Consider the following 17,287-nt stretch of genomic DNA (forward strand, 5'->3'; position numbering starts at 1 on the left):
GGAGCACCGGGACGCATCGGAGGGAAAAGCGGTCGCGGCCTGACCGCCGCTCCCACCGTGCCGGGCGCCGAGTGCGCCCGGCCTCCCCGGCCAGAAGCCACACAAGCAACCCTGTTCGAGATTGAGGCAGCATGAGCACCCCCGTTCTGTACGGTCCCATCGGTCGCGCGGTCCGCAGGATCTCCCCGTTCCTGGAAGCGGACCCCTTGGGGGTGTATGTGGCCGCCCTCTCGATGTGGTCGGCCGCTATCGGTGGCTCGGTCAAGGTGTCTTCCCGTGGCCCCCGGCCCGTGCTGCTGTGGTCCGCTCTGGTGGCCGGTACGGGGCGCGGCAAGGGAACCGCGCTCCGGGCCGCTCATCATGTCTTGGACAAGGCCCTGGGCCGCTTCCTGGCCACACACACCACGTCCGGGATCACTTCCGGGGCGAGCATGGTGAACCACCTGTGGGAGCAGCAGGAAGCGACGGCCGAGACCGAGCATGGGCGGGACGTGCGGACTCTGGTGGTCGAAGAAGAGTGGTCGGAAGTGCTCCGCAGGGTGAAGCGGGATGCATCGTTCACGACCAAGCTGCGGACCGCGTGGGACGGTGCGACGCTGCGGAACACCACCAAGGATGAGGCGCAGGAAGTACGTGACCCCGCCATGGTTCTGCACTGTCACGTCACGCCCTCTGACTGGGCCAAGTACGTCGGGGAGTCGGAAGCGGCGGGTGGCTCATACAACCGCATCCTTCCCTTCCTGCTCGGATCGGTGTCGCTCTTGGATGACGACCGGGTGAGCCTGCCCGAGGTGGACGGGCGAGAGCTGGCCGACGCTTACGGGTGGGCCACTGCCCGGCCGCGTGTGATCACGCTTGCGGAGCATGCCCGGCCGCTGTGGCGGATCGTGCGCCGATACGCCCGCATCCTGGGTGAGACCCTGCCCGAGGGACAGGCCGTGTTCATCGAGCGCACGGCAGAACAGACGCTCAGGGTTGCGGCCTGCCTGGCAGCGTCCGAGTGCTCGGAGACGGTCACTGCAGAGATGCTGTTGGCCGCCTTCAGCCTGGTGCGCCGGTCGGTCCAGGATGCCGTCCGGATCACCAAGGGGGCGACCTCTCCCAAGGTGAAGCGTCAGCCGCTCAGCCTTGAAGACAAGGTCCGGGCCCGGATCGAGATGCACGGCGGTCGGGCCACTTCCTCCCAGGTGCTCCCGTATGTGGGCGCCACGGCTGAAGCGGTTAAGGCACTGTCGGGAATCGTCGTTACTGTGGAACGGGCGGGTAAGAGTGGCCGACCGGCCACCGTTCTCACACTCCGCGGTGACACTTCCGGTGCCTCTGTGCCGCAGCCGGCCAGCACAGGCAGCGACAGGAACGAGGACACTTCCCGTCACGCAGAGGCGCAGCCGGCCAGCGCAGAGCGTGAGCAGAACCGTGCATGCGTAGTCCGCCTGGACGCCTACCGCCCGGCACCCAAGCAGGTTGCCGAGCCCGTGTAGGAACCGAAGCGGTCGGAACCGTCGGGCGACACGAATCCCTTCCTAGCGCTGCTCTAGCCATAGCAAATGGGCCCCGTCCGGATGGACGGGGCCTTCGGTGTTTCGACTACGCGAGTGGGCAAGCCAGTTCATATGTCACCCGATCGTGCAGCAGACTCCCGATCAATCGGACGGCGTGAGCGAATGCCACACGCCGAACCACTGCTCGGCGCCCCACGCCTCGAACCGTTCCACCTCAGTGAACCCCAGCTTCGCCGCGAGGCGCATCGAGCTGGTGTTGGCGGTCTGGGTATAGAGCACCACCGGCTCACCGGGCAGGGCGGCAGCAAACCAGTCGAGTGCCGCTGTGCATGCCTCGGTGGCGTACCCGCGGCCCCACGCCTCCGGTAGGAACAAGTAGCCGAGTTCTGTCTCTCCGGCCTCCAGACGGCAGTTACTCGGACTCTCGGGGGCGTGCGGTTTGAGCTGGACCGTGCCGATCATTGCTCCGTCGAGCTCGACCACGAACCAGCCATGGCGCTGCCCGGGCACCTCGGGCACCGTGTGTTCAAGCTCGGCGCGCGGTTGAGGGCCACCAAGGTAGGCGTTCACTTCTGGCGAGGCGTTCAGCTCGATGACCGTCGCGCGGTCCCGGGCCTCCGACTCGCGGACTACAAGCCGCTCGGTCTTGATCGGGGCAGGTGGCCACGCGAGGGGTCTGGGGTCAGCCATGCCAGCCAACCTAGCCAGCCGGATCGGAAGCGATCAAGACGCGCCGACCGATCAAGCCACTGGCTCGGGACTGGCTCTCGTATGACCCGGTAGAAGCAGGCTGGGAGTTCGGCCGCTTGCTGTTGCCCAGGGCACAAGCGTCCTGACCGATCCGGGCCCATGACTGACCGCCACCCGTACCGGGCGGAAGTTCCAGGTCCCCACAACTGCGGCAGGGCTCTACTCGGCGCGAACGACCATGGCGAACGAGGTCCTGATGCGTCGGAAACCGGCGTGACCGGAGCGGCCCGTGTGGCTCATGCACTCCACATCGACGGACGCCGACTCGGTGGAAGGTGTCGCCTTCCACTTGCAGTGCAGGCACTCAGCCTCGAAGGTCACGTCCGTATCCGGGTGCTCGGTGATCCTGTGCATCACGTATCGCATCGCCGTTCTGATGCTCACAGCCCGCCCCTACGGCTCCGCGCGTTGGCCTCAGCAACTCTGCTGCTCAGTCCATCGGGCGGCTGACGTGGCGGCGCTTCGTAGTCGGGACACTTCGGGCTGCCGCACTCGCACCGGGGCCAGCGCAAGGCCGAGTTGGGCGCCAAGTCCGCCCCCTCGGGGCCAGGGTCGCTCTTCTGCACCATGAGCACGCCGCCGACGCCGAACGCTCCGGTAAGTCGGGAGAGAAACCGTCGGGCCTCACTGCTGCCCAGATGATCAGCCGCTTCGGTCCTATGTGCCCTGCTGTCGCTCACCATGGCCCCCATCTTCGGCGGGCCACGATCGCTCCTCTAGCCTGTTTCCTGTTCCCGCAAAAAGTCGTTGCGGATACCTTCGATCAGATCCCGCATTTCGTCGCCAGCCAGCGCGGCTCGCTCGAATCCTTCGAACTTATCGACGTAGAGATTCACATCTCGCGGGTCCGTAACGACGACTTCGGCATGGACGGTTTCAACGGTCACCATGCGGTCGTCACGGATGACGAAGGCATGGTTTGCGATGTCGTGTTGCTGAACGCGCAGAGGGACTATCCGGATGTCCACGTGGGAGAGCCGTGAAATAGAGACGATGCGATCAAGCTGAGCAGTCATCATCTGCGGTCGCACGATGCGCCAGCGCAGAACAGGTTCGGTGATGATGAACCGAAGTGACTTTGCGGTGTCGTAGAGAACCGCTTGCCGTTCAAGTCGCCCATTGATCGTTCGCTGGAGTGCGTCTTCACTCAGGTTGTGGCGTTGCAGAATGGCCCGGATGTACTCGGGAGTCTGGAGCAGGCCCGGAACGAGCGCGGGTTGAAACAGCCGCAGTACAGACATCTGGGCTTCCAGAGCCTTGGCCGCCTGTTGGCCCTTGTGGACCCCGATCCGCTTGAGCAGGCGCCACGCCGCCGCCTCCGTCGCTGACGCGCGTGCGGCTTCCGCGTACTCCGCTTTGACCTCGTCCGAGACGCCGATGGCGGTCAGGATGCGCTCTACGTCGGTCGCGCTGGGTGCCAGCTTCGCATTCTCGATCTTCGACAGCTTGGACGGAGACATGAGGGCGCTGCGGGCCACCGCTTTGGCTTCCTTGCCGGATGCCACTCGCAGCGCCCGCAGCGCGGCTCCAAGCTGTGCTCTGTTCACGTCCCGTACTTGGCCCACCATTCGGTGAACGGTTCCGCGTGCGCGAGAGCCGCATCACGGTACCGCGTGAATTCCGTTGTTCGTTCCGGCGGTAGCACTTCCGAACCCAGGTACTTTCCGCTTTCGTCGTAGTTCATCACGGCCACGGATTCGGAGTCGAAGAACCAGAAATCCGGAACGTTCTGCAAGGGGTTGGGTTTGTCGGTGATGTCGAGGATGAAGAACTCTTCGCCCCCGCTCACGTTCTTGTGGTAGCCCCACCCGAGTTCGAACCTAAGATAGTTCGTGAGCGGGCGGGACAGGATATGGACCCGGTATACCCGCTTCCCCTTCTCGGTGTGCGAGCGTAGTTCTTTGACCCATCCCGCGTTGTAGTCGTCCGGCTGTGGCTCCCCGGTCAGGAATGCCTGGTAGGCGTCGACGTTCCCGGACCTGCTGTAGTCGTCCAGGGTCTCCAGCCGGAATGCCTCGCGCTCGAACGTGTCGAAGAGGTCGCCGAGGGTCCTAGATGAGGTTGTCATGGATGGCCTTCTGGATCAGTTCCATCGGGATCTCGACCAGGGTTTCGTGGGCGGGAATCTGAAGCCCGTGGTCGGTCGGCGTCTCACCCTGTACCAGGAAGGTGCCACGATCCGTGGCGTAGATCGTCGGGCAGTCCTTGATGTCGCACGTGCTGATCAGCTTGGTGACCTTCATGGTCTGGGTTCCCCTCTCCCGTACCGCTGTCAGTGCCCCGCATCTGGGTTGATGCTCCCGAGGGGTGGCGCACGGGTCAAGCGATCACGGTTGACGGAACGGGAAACCGCGTAACCTGCGCCCGGCCTGCTCGTATGCGGCGCGATTGGTGGTGGTGCCTCCAGCGTGCCTCCTGCCTGCGGAGACTGTTGGCGATCATGGGGAAATGCTGGGGAGGCCCCCTCTGGGAGGAGTGTTCGTGCAGGTCAACGCCATATGATCTGTAAAGCACCCAGATCTACGGGGGCACCAACCAGGTCCAGCGGATCGTGATGGCGCGCAACCTGCCGCAGTAGGCAGGCCACGGGCACAGGAGACAGGCCCACGGGCACGGAAGAAGGGGCCCCGGACCGCCGCAGCGGTCCGGGGCCCCTTCTTCGTGGTCCGGGTCTCCGGTCAGTTGCCGGAGACCGTGACCTTCTCGTCGTTGTTCAGCTGCTGGACCAGCTGGCGGAGCTTGGCCTTGTCCCAGACCAGGTTGCCGCCGGTGCTGCCGGAGATCGGCATGTTCATCGACTTGCCGTCGCCGCCGGTGACGCCCTTCATCGCGAAGAACATGTTGCCCAGGGACCACAGGCTCATGTCCTTGTCGACGATGAGCGTGTCCAGGCCGGCGCTCATGGTCGGGTAGAGCGTGAAGGGGTTGAGGACGGTGGCGGGGGTGGCGGTCTGGCTCGCCAGGGTCGCCAGGAACTTCTGCTGGTTCTTCGTACGGTCCAGGTCCTGGCCGGCGAAGGCGTGCCGGGTGCGGACGAAGGCGAGCGCCTGCTGGCCGTTGAGCGTCTGCTTGCCGGCCGGGAAGTCGGCGCCGGAGTTCTTGTCCTTGAACGCCTTGGGGATGTCCATCTCGACGCCGCCGATGGCGTCCACGATGTTGGCGAAGCCGGCGAAGCCGATCTCGACGTAGTGGTCGATGTGCAGCTTGGTGTTGTACTCGACGGTGCGCACCAGCAGCTCCGGGCCGTCCTCGGCGTAGGCCGCGTTGAGCTTGGTGTGCCGCCCGGTGCCCGGGTACTTCTTGCCGGAGTCCGAGCCGATGTAGGTGGGTATCTCCACGTCCGAGTCGCGCGGCAGGGATATCAGCGTCGGGCCGTTGCTGCCGTCGTGCAGGATCATCATGGAGTCGGTGCGCTTGCCCTCGGCGGAGCCGGTGTGCAGCTTCTGCTTGTCCGCGGCGGACATGCCCTCACGGCTGTCCGAACCGACGATCAGGTAGTTCGTGCCGTCGCCCGTCGCCGGCCGGTCGATGACCTTGCTCAGGTCCACCTTGCGGCGGAGCTTGCCGTCGGCCCAGAAGTAAGTGGCCACCGAGGCGACCGACAGCACCGCGACCAGGGCGATGACCGTCCACTTGATGCGCCGGCCCCACTGGGGACGCGGCCGGCCGGCGCGGCCGCGGCCGTCGTCGTAGCCGTCACCGCCACCGCGGCCGCCGCCGTAGACCTGGCCGGTGTTGTATCCGTCGTAGGCGTCGTCGTAGCCCTGGGACTGCTGCGGCGGCACGGCCGCGCCCCGGCGCGGGGACATCGACGGCGGCAGCGGAGGCTCGTGCCGCTGATAGCCGGGGCCCGCGTCGCGACGCACCTGTGGCATCGCGCGCGCACCCTCGGGCTCGGCACTGCCGCTGCCGTGTCCGTACCGGTTGCCGCTCTGGTCGCCGGACCACCCATTGGGCCACTCATTCATACGGGGAAGTGTGCATGCCCCGCGGGGGTCCTCCATAGAGCGGGTGCCGGATCGGGCCAGTGCTGTTGCAGAGCTGATGCAAAGCTACGGCGGCAGTCGGCCGCATACCGCACGGGCCCATGACCATTCCGACCTGCACGAATGGAAGCAACCATTCCGGATGGTTTCCGGCGAGGGCGAGGAGATGCGTGTCACGGACCTGCGCAAAGGGCGAGACCAGTCTCACGATCCGCGTGGGGCGGGGCCGTACGGGCGCCGCTTAGGCTGGCTGTATGACCGAACTCGTCACCGACAGCGCCGAGGACGAGATCGTGGGCAAGCCCACGTCCGTGTCCCGCATCACACTCAGCCACATCATGACGGCCGGCGACACCAACCTCCTCGGAACGGTGCACGGCGGCGTGATCATGAAGCTCGTCGACGACGCGGCGGGCGCCGTGGCAGGGCGCCACTCCGGCGGGCCCGCCGTCACCGCCTCGATGGACGAGATGGCCTTCCTCGAACCGGTCAGGATCGGCGACCTCATCCACGTCCGCGCCCAGGTCAACTGGACCGGCCGCTCCTCGATGGAGGTCGGCGTACGGGTGCTGGCCGAGCGCTGGAACGAATCCAGCCCGCCCCAGCAGGTCGGCTCCGCCTACCTGGTCTTCGCCGCCGTCGACGAGCAGGGCAAGCCGCGCCGGGTGCCGCCGGTGCTCCCCGAGACCGAGCGCGACCGGCGCCGCTACCAGGAGGCACAGATCCGCCGGACGCACCGCCTCGCCCGGCGTCGCGCGATCATGGAGCTGCGCGAACGGCGCGCCGCGGAAGGACTCGACGACGCATAGCGGCGACCGCCAGCTGCCCGAGCAGCGCCAGCCCCGCGCCGGTCACGGTGCCTGCCGCCGCACAGATCACGTCGTCGATATCGGCGATCCGCCCGGCCCGCATCAGCAGCTGCGCCGTCTCGATGACCAGGCACAGCCCCACGCCCAGCAGGAACGCCGCGGCCGCCGAGGTGCGCGGCGCCGCAAACCTCAGCAGCAGCGACGCGGGCACGAACAGCGCGGCAGTGGCGATCTGCCGCCGCACCAGCGTCGTCAGCTCCCCGGGCTCCAGCTGCGCCCCCAGATCGAACAGCCCCTCACCGGGCCGCCACCACACCGTCGCGTCCCCGGAGCCGATCGGCTGGCTCGGCGTGAGCGTCGCCACCAGGAACAGCAGCAGCCAGCCGGCCAGCAGCAGCCGGGCCGTGGTGCGCGGCGCGGTGCTGCCGGGGGTGAGCGCCGTCCACAGGGCGAAAGCCATGGCCCCCGCCAGCGCCAGGACCAGGAAGAGCGTCACCGTGCCGGGGGTGACGTCCAGCACTACCTGCCACACGATGCGCCCCTCTCAGGCCGTCCAGGACATCAGCTGCAGCTCCACTTCGTGACATAGACCGTCTCGCCACGCTCCATGACGCCCCGGATGCATTCGTCCGCGAGCATCTCCACCCGGCCGCTCAGCACGACCGCGCCGCCCTGCGTCCGCCGGGTGCCGAACCACCCGGGGAAGGCGGTGATCCGGTCGTTCTTGCGCTGGTAGCCGAGCCGCACGATGATCTCGTCCCGGCCGCTCGCCGCCCCGAGCCGCCGGTAGGCCGCGGTGTACGTGCCGGCGGCCCCCACCGGACCGCGCAGACACAGCTGGCCGCGCACCAGATCCCCGCAGCCGGTCGGTTCCGGCGGCGCCGACGGCGCCGCGGCGGCGGTGGCCGCGACCAGGCACAGTGCCGCGACGGCCACCACGGTCCGGCGCGCGTCGCGCCGGGCGTCCGGACGGCGCGCGGGCGGCCGGGCGGCGGTGCGGCGGGGCGCGGGGACGCTCATGCCGGCACCTCGCTCCGCTCGGCCCCGCATACGCGTGGCGCGCACCTTTCGGCGAGGGGCTCCCGGCGCTCGCTCATGTGCACACCGCCTCGTCACCGGTGATCGCCGCGATGCCGCCCGGCTTCTGCGGCGGCTCCTCGGCCCGTACCCGCTGCACCGCCGGGTGGTCCCGGCCGACCGTCACCTGCATCACCGGCCCCCGCCCGGCCACCGGGCGCAGCTCGGCGCCCGGCAGCGCGGCGGCCAGCGAGCGGGCCGAGCGGTCCCAGCGCGGGTCGTAGGCGATGACCGTGCGCGGCGCCCTGCCGAGGGGGGAGGCGCCGGGCGCGCCGGTGGTGGCGAACCCGGTGGCATGCAGTTCCCTGGCCACCGCGGCGTCCGGTCCCGGGCGGTCGCTGCCGTCGCCGACCCGCACCTGGACCTGTCCCGGCGGTACGTCCACGACCCTGGCCCGCGGCTCCTTGCGGTCCCGGTGCACCGCGAGCGGCTTGTCCTCGCGGATCGCCTGGAAGAGTCTCGGCGCCTGCACCGGATCCCACCGCACGGTCGAACCGACGCCGGGCACCGGCTGGGCCACATTGCGCAGCGGCACGGAGGTGAACTCCGACGACGAGGGGGTGAAACCGCGCATCGCCTGCCCGAGATCGACCAGGTCGCCCGCCGCGAAGCCCGAGTCGGCGCGTACGGATCCCAGCATCGTGTCCGCGACGTCCCGGAAGCGGATCGGGTTCAACAGCACCCCGGAGGAGGTGATCTTGTGGATGAGGGAGGCCAGGAAGCGCTGCTGGCGCTGCATCCGGCCGAGGTCGGCGGAGCCGTCGACATGCCGGGAGCGCACGTACTGCAGTGCCTGGCCGCCGCTCAGCCGCGACTTTCCGACCGGCAGATCCAGGCCCGTATAGCTGTCGCGCAGCGGCCGTACGGTGCAGATCTCCACCCCGCCGACCGCGTCCACGCTGCGCATGAAGCTGGTGAAGTCGACCTCCAGATAGTGGTCGATGTGCACCCCCGTCATGTGCTCGACGGTCCGCACGGTGAGGCTGGGGCCGCCCTCGGCATAGGCCGCGTTCAGCTTGATGGCGTGCTGGGGGCGCTGCCGGCCGGTGACCGCGTCCGTGTGCGCGGGGACCTCGGCATAGGAGTCACGGGGGAGGCTGACCACGCTGGCGCGGTCCCGGTCGGCGGAGAGATGCACCAGCATCAGGGTGTCGGTGCAGTGGCAGGGCGCGCCGCCGAGGTGGTACTTCCGTTTCTCGCCGGGGGTGAGCTTGTCGCGCCCGTCCGTGCCGACGACCAGGAAGTTCAGCCCGTCGCCGCCGCCGGGCCGGTTGCTCATGCCCGTGAAGGCGTCCACCCGGCCGATGCCGCTCTCCACGCCGGTGACCACGGCGTGCCCGACCCCGCTCGCGGCCAGCAGCAGCACGGACGTGACCGCACCGATCCGCAGCCCCCAGCGCGGGCCGGGCGGGCGCCGGCGCGGGTTCGGCCGGGCGGCCCGGCGCCTGGCCGGACGGGGGGAGCGGAACGGCGCGGTCACGGGGGACACCTCCGCGGCAGGACGGGCGGGGGGAGGAGTGAGGGGAAGAGCGGGGGCGGGGAGGAGGAGCAGAGGGATGAGCGGAGGGAGGAACATAGGGAGGAATGGGGTAAATCCGGCTAGAGCACCGTAGGTCCATATGATCGGATGCGCGGCGCCACACGCCGGGCACCCGCCGCCCGGCCACCCGGCTGCGTCCGGCGCCGTCCCCCATTCGCGGTAACGTGAGGCGCGATACTGCAGTCTCCCGGCGGGCGCTGCCGTCGCTGGCGGCTCCACCGCGGGCCGTACCCCTGAGGAACCATGCCGCAGCAGCAGCCCCCGGCCGTCTCCGTGATCATGCCGGTGCTCAATGAGGAACGTCACCTGCGCAATTCGGTCCGGCACATCCTGGAGCAGGAGTACGCCGGTGAGATGGAGGTGGTGATCGCCCTCGGCCCGTCCACGGACCGTACGGACGAGATCGCCGCCGAGCTCGTCGCCGAAGACCCGCGGGTGCACACCGTGCCGAACCCGACCGGGCGTACCCCCGCCGCGCTGAACGCCGCGATCAAGGCGTCCCGGCACCCGGTCGTGGTCCGCGTCGACGGCCACGGGATGCTCTCGCCGAACTACGTCGCCACCGCCGTGCGCCTCCTGGAGGAGACCGGCGCCGCGAACGTCGGCGGCATCATGCACGCCGAGGGGGAGAACGCCTGGGAGGACGCGGTTGCCGCCGCGATGACCTCCAAGATCGGTGTGGGCAACGCCGCCTTCCACACGGGAGGGCAGGCCGGCCCCGCCGAGACCGTCTTCCTCGGCGTCTTCCGGCGCGAGGTGCTGGAGCAGCAGGGCGGCTACAACGAGGAGTTCATCCGCGCCCAGGACTGGGAGCTGAACTTCCGTATCCGTGAGGCCGGCGGGCAGATCTGGTTCTCGCCCGAGCTGCGGGTGCAGTACCGCCCGCGGCCGAGCGTCAAGGCGCTGGCCAAGCAGTACAAGGACTACGGCAAGTGGCGCCATGTCGTCGCCCGCTACCACGCCGGTTCGATCAATCTGCGCTACCTCGCGCCGCCGACCGCGGTGTGCGCCATCGCGGCGGGCCTGGTGGCCGGCGCGACGGTGACACCCTGGGCGCTGATCGTCCCGGGCGGCTATCTCGCGGCGATCGCCGCGGGGTCGGTGCCCGCCGGCAAGGGGCTGTCGCTCAAGGCGCGCGCCCAGATCCCCCTCGCCCTGGCCACCATGCACATGGCCTGGGGCGTCGGCTTCCTGACCAGCCCCCGCTCGCTCGCCAAGAGGGTCATCGCCAGCCGCCGCCCGGCGGTCATGGCCCCGGCGGCCGGAGCGGCGGGGCCGGCCGGCGCGGAGTAGGCCGGGGCCGGTCCGCCGGGAAGACTTCACACCCGCCTTCGGGAAACCTCCCCTCCACACCCGCCCACCCCCCGAAGGGGGGTGGGCGGCGGGGAAAAACCATAGGTGGGGGGAACGTCCCAGGGTCCGCCCCATAGGTGGGGAAAAAGTCCCAGGGTCCCCCCCATGGGTGGGGGGAAAGCCCCAGGCTCCGCCGGCAGCCCCGGAAGGCGCCTAGAAGCTGTACTGCGGGTTCACCTTCATGCAGGCCTTGGAGTCCTCGCCGTTGAGCGCATCGGCGCTGTCCGGTGCCTTGTCGGCGCCCTTCTCCTCGCCCGACTGCTTCGGGTACGCCGAGCCGCCTCGCCAGTCGCTGCCGATCACCAGCCGCATCCCGGTGGCCGAACTCGACTCCCGGACCGCGCCCTTGGGCAGTCCCAGCGCCTTCGCCAGCGCCAGCGCGTCGCCCCGCTGCCCCTTGTCCCGGTACGTGACGGTGGTGTCGGCCTGGGTGGTGAGCGCGGAGTCGGTGCTTGCCGCGGTGTAGCCGAGGCCGGACAGCCGCTGCTGGATGACCGCCGCGCGGCCGGAGACCGGGCCGTTCACCGTGCTGTTGGTGCCGTTCTGCACCACAACCTTCAGCTGCCCCTTGGGAGTTGACGGCTTCGGGTCCGGCGCCGCCCTCTTCTTCTTGTCCTTGCCGTCCAGCGCGGTGTCGTTGCGCAGCAGCGCGAAGGTCGCGTCCGCGTCGCCGGGCTTGGGCATGACATACGACTCGTCGGGGCTGTACTGCCAGGGCATGGTGACCATCGTCAGGCGCTTGGTCGGCACCCGGTTGAGGTCGCTGCCCAGGTCGTAGAGCTTCTTGACGGTGTCGAGGCTGTCGTCGACGGTCAGCGCCTTGGTCGCGGCCTCGGCCAGGTCACGCAGCTGCCCCGGGTCGGTGAGCTTGGTGCCCTTCTTCAGCTGGCGGACCATCGAGTTCATGTACATGTGCTGGGCCTTGGCCCGGCCGATGTCGGTGTTGTCCTCGAAGCCGTAGCGGGTGCGCAGCCACTGCAGGGCCTGGACGCCCTTGACGGCGTGGGTGCCCTTGGTGAGCCTGAGCCCGCTGCCGTGGCCCTTGCTGTCGTGCGAGTAGACGTTGTTGTCGACACAGACCGGGACGCCGCCGATGGCATCCGCCATGTCCACCACGCCGGAGAAGTCGACCATCATGAAGTGGTCGATGTAGATGCCGGTCAGTTCCTGCCAGGTGGCGAGCGTGCAGCCCGGGCCGCCGTGCTGGAGCGACTGGTTGATGGCCGCGGAGGTCTGCGGATAGACCTTGTGGGTCTTGGGGTCGGTGCACTGCGGGATCGTCACCCGGGTGTCGCGCGGGATGGAGATCACCGACATATTGCTGCGGTCCGCGGAGACATGCAGCAGCATCTGCACATCGGCGAGCGGCTTGCGGTCCGCGTCCTGCCGGGCGCCGCCGAGTTCGATGTTCTTCTTGCTGTTCCGGCCGTCCGAGCCCAGCAGCAGGATGTTCAGCGGACTCTGCCCGAAGGCGTTGGGATCCGGCTTCTTCAGACCGTCCCCGGCCAGGGACCGCGGGGCCTTGCGGAGGTTCGCGTTGAGGTGCTCGTAGTACCAGTACCCGGCGCCCGCGCCGCCCACTATGAGGACGGCGAGGGTCAGGGAGGTCCAGCGCAGCACCTTGCGGCCCTTGCCGCGGCGCGGCCGGCCCCCCTTGCGGTGGCCGCCGTCCTCCGCGGGTCCGTCCCCGTCCCCGTCGCCGAAGGACGCGTCCCCGCCCGAGGAGGGCCCGTCCGCGCCCGCGGAGGGCGTCCAGCCGGGAGCGTCCGGCGGCAGGCCCTTGTCCGCGTACAGCCCGTCGTCCCAGCCCAGCTCCTGTGCATCCGGCGCATCCGGCCGGCGCCGCCGGCGTGATCGGTCACCGCGCACACTGCTCTGCCGCATTGGGCCCTCTCCCCGTTATGAGTCCGATGGTGCGTTCGGCGCCTCGGTGGGGCGGCCGGAGCCCGCTCAGGTCACTTCGCGCAGACGTTCTTGTCATCTGCATTGACGTTCTGCACCCCGTCCGGGGTTTCGGTCGGCGCGTCGATCGGTGTGCCCGGCGCCTTGAAGTCCTTGCCGAGGGTGAGCTTCATCGGCACCCGGTCACCGGCGTTGTGCGACGACTTCTTCAGCGCGCTCTTGGGCAGCCCCATCCAGTCGGCCAGAGTGGCGGCCTGGTCGGCCTGGTTGGGCCCGTATTCGAGGCGGGTGGTGGCCAGCTTCGACGGCGCGTTGCCGGCGTTGGTGGAGAGCTTGGCGGCCTTGGAGTTCTGCAGCCAGTCCACGGTCTCCTGCGCCGAACCGATCGGCCCGCCACCGTTGGTGACGTCGACCCGCACCTGCTCGGGCGGGGCCTTCTTCACCGGAGCGGACTTCTTGCCCTTGCCCTTCTTGCCCTTGGCCAGGGTGTGGTCCGCCCGGACCATCGCGAACAGCGGGTCCGCCGCGGTCTTGTTGAGGATGACGGTGGCCGGGTCGTCGGGGTTGTCCAGCACCGGCACCGTGGCGAAGGTGACCTTGTCGATGTCGACCTTCTTGAGGTCGGTCCCGAAGTCCAGCAGCTTGTTCGCGGTACCGATGCCGGTGTCGACGGTGAGCGCCTTGGTCGCCGCCTGGCTGACGTCGTAGAGCTTGCCGGGGCTGCTGAAGGCGCTCGACTTCAGCTTGCGGATCAGCGAGCTGAGGAACTGCTGCTGCATCTTGATCCGGTCCAGGTCGCTGCCGAACCCGATGGCGTGCCGGGTACGGACGAACGCCAGCGCCTGCTCGCCCTTGACGATGTGCCGGCCGGCCTTCAACTTCAGGTGCGACTTGGGGTCGTTGAGGTCCTTGGCCGCACACACCTCGACGCCGTCGACCGCGGTGGACAGCGACTTGACCGCGTTGAAGTCGGCCATCATGAAGTGATTTATCTTCAGCCCGGTCATCTTCTCGACGGTGCGCCAGGTGCAGCCCGGGTCCCGGCCCTCCTGGCCCAGGCTGGTGTTGAAGCGCACCCCGTGCTCGCCGGGGATGTTCTTCGTCGAGCCGTCCTTCTGCTTCGTCGGGCAGCTCGGGATGTCGGTGATCATGTCGCGCGGAATGCTCAGCGCGGTGGCGTTCGTCCGGTCCTTGGAGATGTGCATCAGGATCGTGGTGTCCGCGTGCCCCACGCTGCCGGCGTCGCCGTAGCCGGAGTTGCCCTTCCCGGAGCGGGCGTCCGTCCCGATGATGAGGACGTTGACCGGGCCTTCGGAGACCGCGTCGTTCTCCACGCCGACGTCGACCTTGGAGATGTTGCCGTTCAGCTGCTGGTAGAGGTAGAACGCACCACCGCAGCCGGCGACGAGGACGAAGCCCACCACACCGGCCGTCCAGTACAGCGCCTTCTTCTTCCCTGATGCCTTCGGCTTGCGTTTGCGGCGGCTCGCCGGGCCCGCCGCGGCCGCGGACGCCGTGCGGCCGCCCGCCGCCCGCCGGGCCGCCCGCCCGCCGCCGGCGGGCTCGTCGCCCCCGGCGTCCTCGCCCCGGCGGCCGCGCTGGGTCGGCAGCGGCCGGGTGTCGGTGTCGCCGCCCGACTTGCCCGCGGCACGTCTCGAGCCGGCCGGCTTGCGGTCGGCGGGCCGAGCGTCGGCTTGACCGGCATGGTCAAGTCGCAGCTCGTAGTTGCCGGTGTTCGGGTCGAACACCCACTGATCGGCGGGATCGACGTTGTTGTCGCCCGCCCGCCCACGGCCTTGCGCGTCCACGGTGCCTTGAGTCCTCCGTCGGTGCCACGCGGCGCCATCCCCTCAAGGCGCTCGGTCGGTCGATCGGTCGTGTATTGCATGGTCATCGGTCAGCTGGTCCTGCGACCGGATCGCTCACACTATCCGCCCAGTTCAGCGCCCCGCGACGCCCGTGACAAATTCCACTTGCCTACAACTGGGCAATCCGCCCAATCCATTCGCGTCACCAGGCGTACTTTGCGGCATCTTTATTCACAGACCCCGTGTCCCGCTGTCGTCCCGGGAAAGAACGTGCCCGGACCCGCCGGCGGCGAGGCGGCTTTGCCCGTCCGGACTGCCGGTGCTCCGGCTCCCGTGCGGACCGGCTTCTCCCCGGTGCCGGGCGGGGGTTTCACGGTCACCGGAAGATCGCTGTGCAGCTGCCCGAAGAGCCGGCCGGCGTCCGGCTGGACCAGCTCGTCGCGATTGGGATCGTAGCGGTACTCCCGGCGCGGCACGGTCATGAACTGGACCCGGCCGGTGGGAATGCTACGGGTACTGCGCACCAATTCGTACAGCCCCTTCAGAGAAGCCAGCGCGGCGTCCGTGGTCAGTGAACTCGTCGCGGCATCCAGCACCGGATACAGCCGGGTCGGATTGAGCAGCACACCATTGCTCTGCACTTTCTTCACGAGAGCGCCAAGAAAGTCTTGTTGTCGCTGCATCCGCTGGGTGTCGCTGCCGTTGCCCAGGCTCTTGCGGGCCCGTACGAATCCGAGCGCGGCCTCACCGTGCAGGGTCTGCCGGCCCGCGGGCAGGGTGAGATGTGCCGCGGGGTCGCGGACCGGCCGGGGCAGACAGATCTCGACGCCGTCCACCGCATCCACCATCTTCTTGAAGCCCACGAAGTCGATGATCAAGTAGTGGTCGATGCGGATACCGGTCAGCTTCTCGACCGTACGGATCATGCAGGCCGGGCCGCCGAGCGCGAACGCCCCGTTGAACTGGGTCTTTTGCGGTGCGGTTTCCGTGCCGTCCGGGCGCTTGCAGTGCGGCATCTCCACCATCAGGTCGCGCGGGATGCTCACCGCGGTGGCGCTCTTCCGGTCCGCCGCCAGGTGCAGCAGCATGGTGGTGTCCGAGCGCTGGCCGCCGTCGCGGCCGTACTGGCGGTTGTCGCCGCTACGGCTGTCGGAGCCGATCAGCAGCACGTTCACGGCGTTCGGCGGACCCGCCGGGGGCCGTTCGGACTCCCACTTCCGCAGCTCCCTCTCGGTGGCGCTGTCGGTGCGGATATTGCTGTTGAGCTTGGCGAAGACCGCCCAGCCGCTGCCGGCCCCGGCCAGCATGACCCCGGTGATCCCCAGCGCGGCCCAGCCCCGCCAGCCCCGCGGGCGGCGCGGGGCGCGCCAGGGCCCCGGCGGGTGTGACCCCAGCCCCCCGGCCGGGCGTTCGTCCCAGCCGGTGAACCGGGGAGGCTCGGGGGTCTCGGTCACCTGTGCGTCCATCCCTCACGGAGTCGGCGTCGCGCCCGCACGAGGGCCCGGACGGAACAAGAGACGGACGAACCCCGCGCATGGTTGTACGTACTCAAGATCCTGGACCGAAACGGGCGAACCGGCCCGTCACGGGCGCCACCGGTCCGCCGGACGGGGGAGGACCGCGAGGTACGGCGACGGGCCTTGCCCTCGGTGCGGTGACGGCGGCGTGGGCCCGGTGCAGGGAACGTGCCCGGTGCTCGGTGCGGTGACGGCGACGTGGGCCCGGTGCAGGCAACGTGGCCGGTGCTCAGTGCGGTGACGGCGCCTTGTGCGTGATCTTCTCGCTGGCCTCCCGGGTGGCCGCGGCCTCCGCGCCCGCCTGGTCAGGGTGCCGGCACAGCACCACGGAACCGCCGGTCGCCAGCGGGGCGTAGAGCCCGTACGACAGGCCCTGCCAGGTGTCGTACGGCAGCCCCGACAGCACCCGCGGCGCCTGCGGCATCCCGGCCGCCGCCGCGTCGGCCAGGGCGCGCGCCCCGATGCCCGCGCCGGTCAGCTCCTCGCCGCCCACCACCAGGGCCACGTCCGCCGGGTCCACCGGCGCGAACGGCGCGAACCGGTCGCCCTGGCCCGGCGCCTCGACGGCGAAGTCCGCGAAGCCCGCGGGCGGCTGCGGGAAACGGCCGCCCAGCGGGCGCAGTGCCAGCGCCACCCGCTCCCCGGAGCAGGCACGCGCGGCCTCCAGGCGGTCGGGCCCGGCGACGACGAGGTCGGCCGCGGCCGGATCGCCGTCCACCTCGGCGACCACACCCACCGAGGAGCAGGCCAGCAGCCAGACGGCGGTCTGCCAGTGCGCGGGCAGCAGCAGCGCGAGCCGGTCGCCGGGCCCGGCGGCCAGATCGCCCTGGAGGTAGTTGGCGGTCTTCGCCACCCAATTGGCGAAGGTCGCGACGGACAGTTCCACGCGCTCGCCGGTGGCGTCGTCGTAGAAGGTCACCAGCGGGCGGGCCGGCTCCGCGGCGAGCGCGGAACTCAGCAGGTCGGCGGGGGTGCGATCGGTGGCGTTCATCGCGGCCAGGGTACGCGCGGCGGCGGCCGGCGGCGGGGCGGGCGCAGCTCTT

General features: G+C 69.6%; 16 protein-coding genes. 3 read left to right on the forward strand and 13 right to left on the reverse strand.

Annotation, left to right across the window (positions count from 1 at the left end):
- The first annotated feature begins 131 nt into the window (after positions 1-131).
- The gene (locus tag ACGFR7_RS29020) at positions 132-1,481 is read left to right on the forward strand and encodes a DUF3987 domain-containing protein (RefSeq protein ID WP_393324975.1); all 1,350 of its coding nucleotides are present in this window, start codon (positions 132-134) and stop codon (positions 1,479-1,481) included.
- Positions 1,482-1,643: 162 nt separating this feature from the next.
- Here the strand turns inward: ACGFR7_RS29020 and ACGFR7_RS29025 are convergent, their stop codons facing one another.
- From ACGFR7_RS29025 to ACGFR7_RS29050, 6 genes are all read right to left on the reverse strand, one after another.
- Positions 1,644-2,192 (reverse strand): GNAT family N-acetyltransferase, encoded by a 549-nt coding sequence (locus tag ACGFR7_RS29025; RefSeq protein WP_393324976.1) that lies wholly within the window; start codon positions 2,190-2,192, stop codon positions 1,644-1,646.
- A 219-nt stretch (positions 2,193-2,411) separates the two neighbouring features.
- Complete coding sequence (locus tag ACGFR7_RS29030; RefSeq protein ID WP_076090287.1) at positions 2,412-2,636, reverse strand: hypothetical protein; 225 nt, start codon at positions 2,634-2,636, stop codon at positions 2,412-2,414.
- Between the two features lie 332 nt (positions 2,637-2,968).
- Complete coding sequence (locus ACGFR7_RS29035) at positions 2,969-3,799, reverse strand: helix-turn-helix domain-containing protein (RefSeq protein ID WP_393324978.1); 831 nt, start codon at positions 3,797-3,799, stop codon at positions 2,969-2,971.
- Entirely contained in the window at positions 3,796-4,320 is a 525-nt protein-coding gene (locus ACGFR7_RS29040; RefSeq protein WP_393324980.1) for a DUF6879 family protein, read from the reverse strand. The genes ACGFR7_RS29035 and ACGFR7_RS29040 overlap by 4 nt, the downstream gene beginning before the upstream one ends.
- Positions 4,304-4,495 carry a hypothetical protein gene (locus tag ACGFR7_RS29045; RefSeq protein ID WP_393324981.1) on the reverse strand — a complete coding sequence of 64 codons (192 nt, stop codon included), beginning with the start codon at positions 4,493-4,495 and terminating at the stop codon, positions 4,304-4,306. Before ACGFR7_RS29045 ends, ACGFR7_RS29040 begins: the two co-directional genes overlap by 17 nt.
- A 435-nt stretch (positions 4,496-4,930) precedes the next feature.
- Positions 4,931-6,220, reverse strand: coding sequence for an LCP family protein (locus tag ACGFR7_RS29050; protein WP_393324983.1), 1,290 nt, complete (start codon positions 6,218-6,220; stop codon positions 4,931-4,933).
- Positions 6,221-6,492: 272 nt separating this feature from the next.
- On the opposite strand from ACGFR7_RS29050, the gene ACGFR7_RS29055 reads away from it, so the two are divergent.
- Positions 6,493-7,047, forward strand: coding sequence for an acyl-CoA thioesterase (locus ACGFR7_RS29055; RefSeq protein ID WP_350251275.1), 555 nt, complete (start codon positions 6,493-6,495; stop codon positions 7,045-7,047).
- Here the strand turns inward: ACGFR7_RS29055 and ACGFR7_RS29060 are convergent.
- The 3 genes from ACGFR7_RS29060 to ACGFR7_RS29070 all read right to left on the reverse strand — a co-directional run bounded on the left by ACGFR7_RS29060 (position 6,998) and on the right by ACGFR7_RS29070 (position 9,604).
- A complete protein-coding gene (locus ACGFR7_RS29060; RefSeq protein ID WP_393324985.1) occupies positions 6,998-7,579 on the reverse strand; it encodes a VanZ family protein in 582 nt (193 codons plus the stop codon). The genes ACGFR7_RS29055 and ACGFR7_RS29060 overlap by 50 nt on opposite strands.
- Before the next feature lie 29 nt (positions 7,580-7,608).
- Positions 7,609-8,067 (reverse strand): hypothetical protein, encoded by a 459-nt coding sequence (locus ACGFR7_RS29065; RefSeq protein ID WP_393324986.1) that lies wholly within the window; start codon positions 8,065-8,067, stop codon positions 7,609-7,611.
- Between the two features lie 73 nt (positions 8,068-8,140).
- Positions 8,141-9,604 carry an LCP family protein gene (locus tag ACGFR7_RS29070; protein ID WP_393324987.1) on the reverse strand — a complete coding sequence of 488 codons (1,464 nt, stop codon included), beginning with the start codon at positions 9,602-9,604 and terminating at the stop codon, positions 8,141-8,143.
- 303 nt (positions 9,605-9,907) lie between these two features.
- Here ACGFR7_RS29070 and ACGFR7_RS29075 point away from each other — a divergent pair, with 303 nt between their 5' ends.
- On the forward strand, positions 9,908-10,957 hold the full coding sequence (locus ACGFR7_RS29075) for a glycosyltransferase family 2 protein (protein WP_393324988.1): 1,050 nt from the start codon (positions 9,908-9,910) through the stop codon (positions 10,955-10,957).
- Positions 10,958-11,170: 213 nt separating this feature from the next.
- Here the strand turns inward: ACGFR7_RS29075 and ACGFR7_RS29080 are convergent, their stop codons facing one another.
- From ACGFR7_RS29080 to ACGFR7_RS29095, 4 genes are all read right to left on the reverse strand, one after another.
- A complete protein-coding gene (locus ACGFR7_RS29080) occupies positions 11,171-12,901 on the reverse strand; it encodes an LCP family protein (protein WP_393324990.1) in 1,731 nt (576 codons plus the stop codon).
- A 71-nt stretch (positions 12,902-12,972) separates the two neighbouring features.
- Positions 12,973-14,727 (reverse strand): LCP family protein, encoded by a 1,755-nt coding sequence (locus ACGFR7_RS29085; protein ID WP_393324991.1) that lies wholly within the window; start codon positions 14,725-14,727, stop codon positions 12,973-12,975.
- Between the two features lie 227 nt (positions 14,728-14,954).
- Complete coding sequence (locus ACGFR7_RS29090) at positions 14,955-16,193, reverse strand: LCP family protein (RefSeq protein WP_393324993.1); 1,239 nt, start codon at positions 16,191-16,193, stop codon at positions 14,955-14,957.
- Between the two features lie 280 nt (positions 16,194-16,473).
- Positions 16,474-17,235 carry a TIGR03089 family protein gene (locus ACGFR7_RS29095; protein WP_393324994.1) on the reverse strand — a complete coding sequence of 254 codons (762 nt, stop codon included), beginning with the start codon at positions 17,233-17,235 and terminating at the stop codon, positions 16,474-16,476.
- Positions 17,236-17,287 lie beyond the last annotated feature (52 nt).

Source organism: Streptomyces sp. NPDC048516 (assembly GCF_043199875.1).
Classification (GTDB): Bacteria; Actinomycetota; Actinomycetes; order Streptomycetales; family Streptomycetaceae; genus Streptomyces.

What these genes read in the sequence shown, in the direction of transcription:
- ACGFR7_RS29020 (WP_393324975.1), top strand. Translation starts at nt 132, where the DNA reads ATGAGCACCCCCGTTCTGTACGGTCCCATCGGTCGCGCGGTCCGCAGG.
- ACGFR7_RS29025 (WP_393324976.1), bottom strand. Translation starts at nt 2,192, where the DNA reads ATGGCTGACCCCAGACCCCTCGCGTGGCCACCTGCCCCGATCAAGACC.
- ACGFR7_RS29040 (WP_393324980.1), bottom strand. Translation starts at nt 4,320, where the DNA reads ATGACAACCTCATCTAGGACCCTCGGCGACCTCTTCGACACGTTCGAG.
- ACGFR7_RS29045 (WP_393324981.1), bottom strand. Translation starts at nt 4,495, where the DNA reads ATGAAGGTCACCAAGCTGATCAGCACGTGCGACATCAAGGACTGCCCG.
- ACGFR7_RS29050 (WP_393324983.1), bottom strand. Translation starts at nt 6,220, where the DNA reads ATGAATGAGTGGCCCAATGGGTGGTCCGGCGACCAGAGCGGCAACCGG.
- ACGFR7_RS29055 (WP_350251275.1), top strand. Translation starts at nt 6,493, where the DNA reads ATGACCGAACTCGTCACCGACAGCGCCGAGGACGAGATCGTGGGCAAG.
- ACGFR7_RS29065 (WP_393324986.1), bottom strand. Translation starts at nt 8,067, where the DNA reads ATGAGCGTCCCCGCGCCCCGCCGCACCGCCGCCCGGCCGCCCGCGCGC.
- ACGFR7_RS29075 (WP_393324988.1), top strand. Translation starts at nt 9,908, where the DNA reads ATGCCGCAGCAGCAGCCCCCGGCCGTCTCCGTGATCATGCCGGTGCTC.
- ACGFR7_RS29080 (WP_393324990.1), bottom strand. Translation starts at nt 12,901, where the DNA reads ATGCGGCAGAGCAGTGTGCGCGGTGACCGATCACGCCGGCGGCGCCGG.
- ACGFR7_RS29090 (WP_393324993.1), bottom strand. Translation starts at nt 16,193, where the DNA reads ATGGACGCACAGGTGACCGAGACCCCCGAGCCTCCCCGGTTCACCGGC.
- ACGFR7_RS29095 (WP_393324994.1), bottom strand. Translation starts at nt 17,235, where the DNA reads ATGAACGCCACCGATCGCACCCCCGCCGACCTGCTGAGTTCCGCGCTC.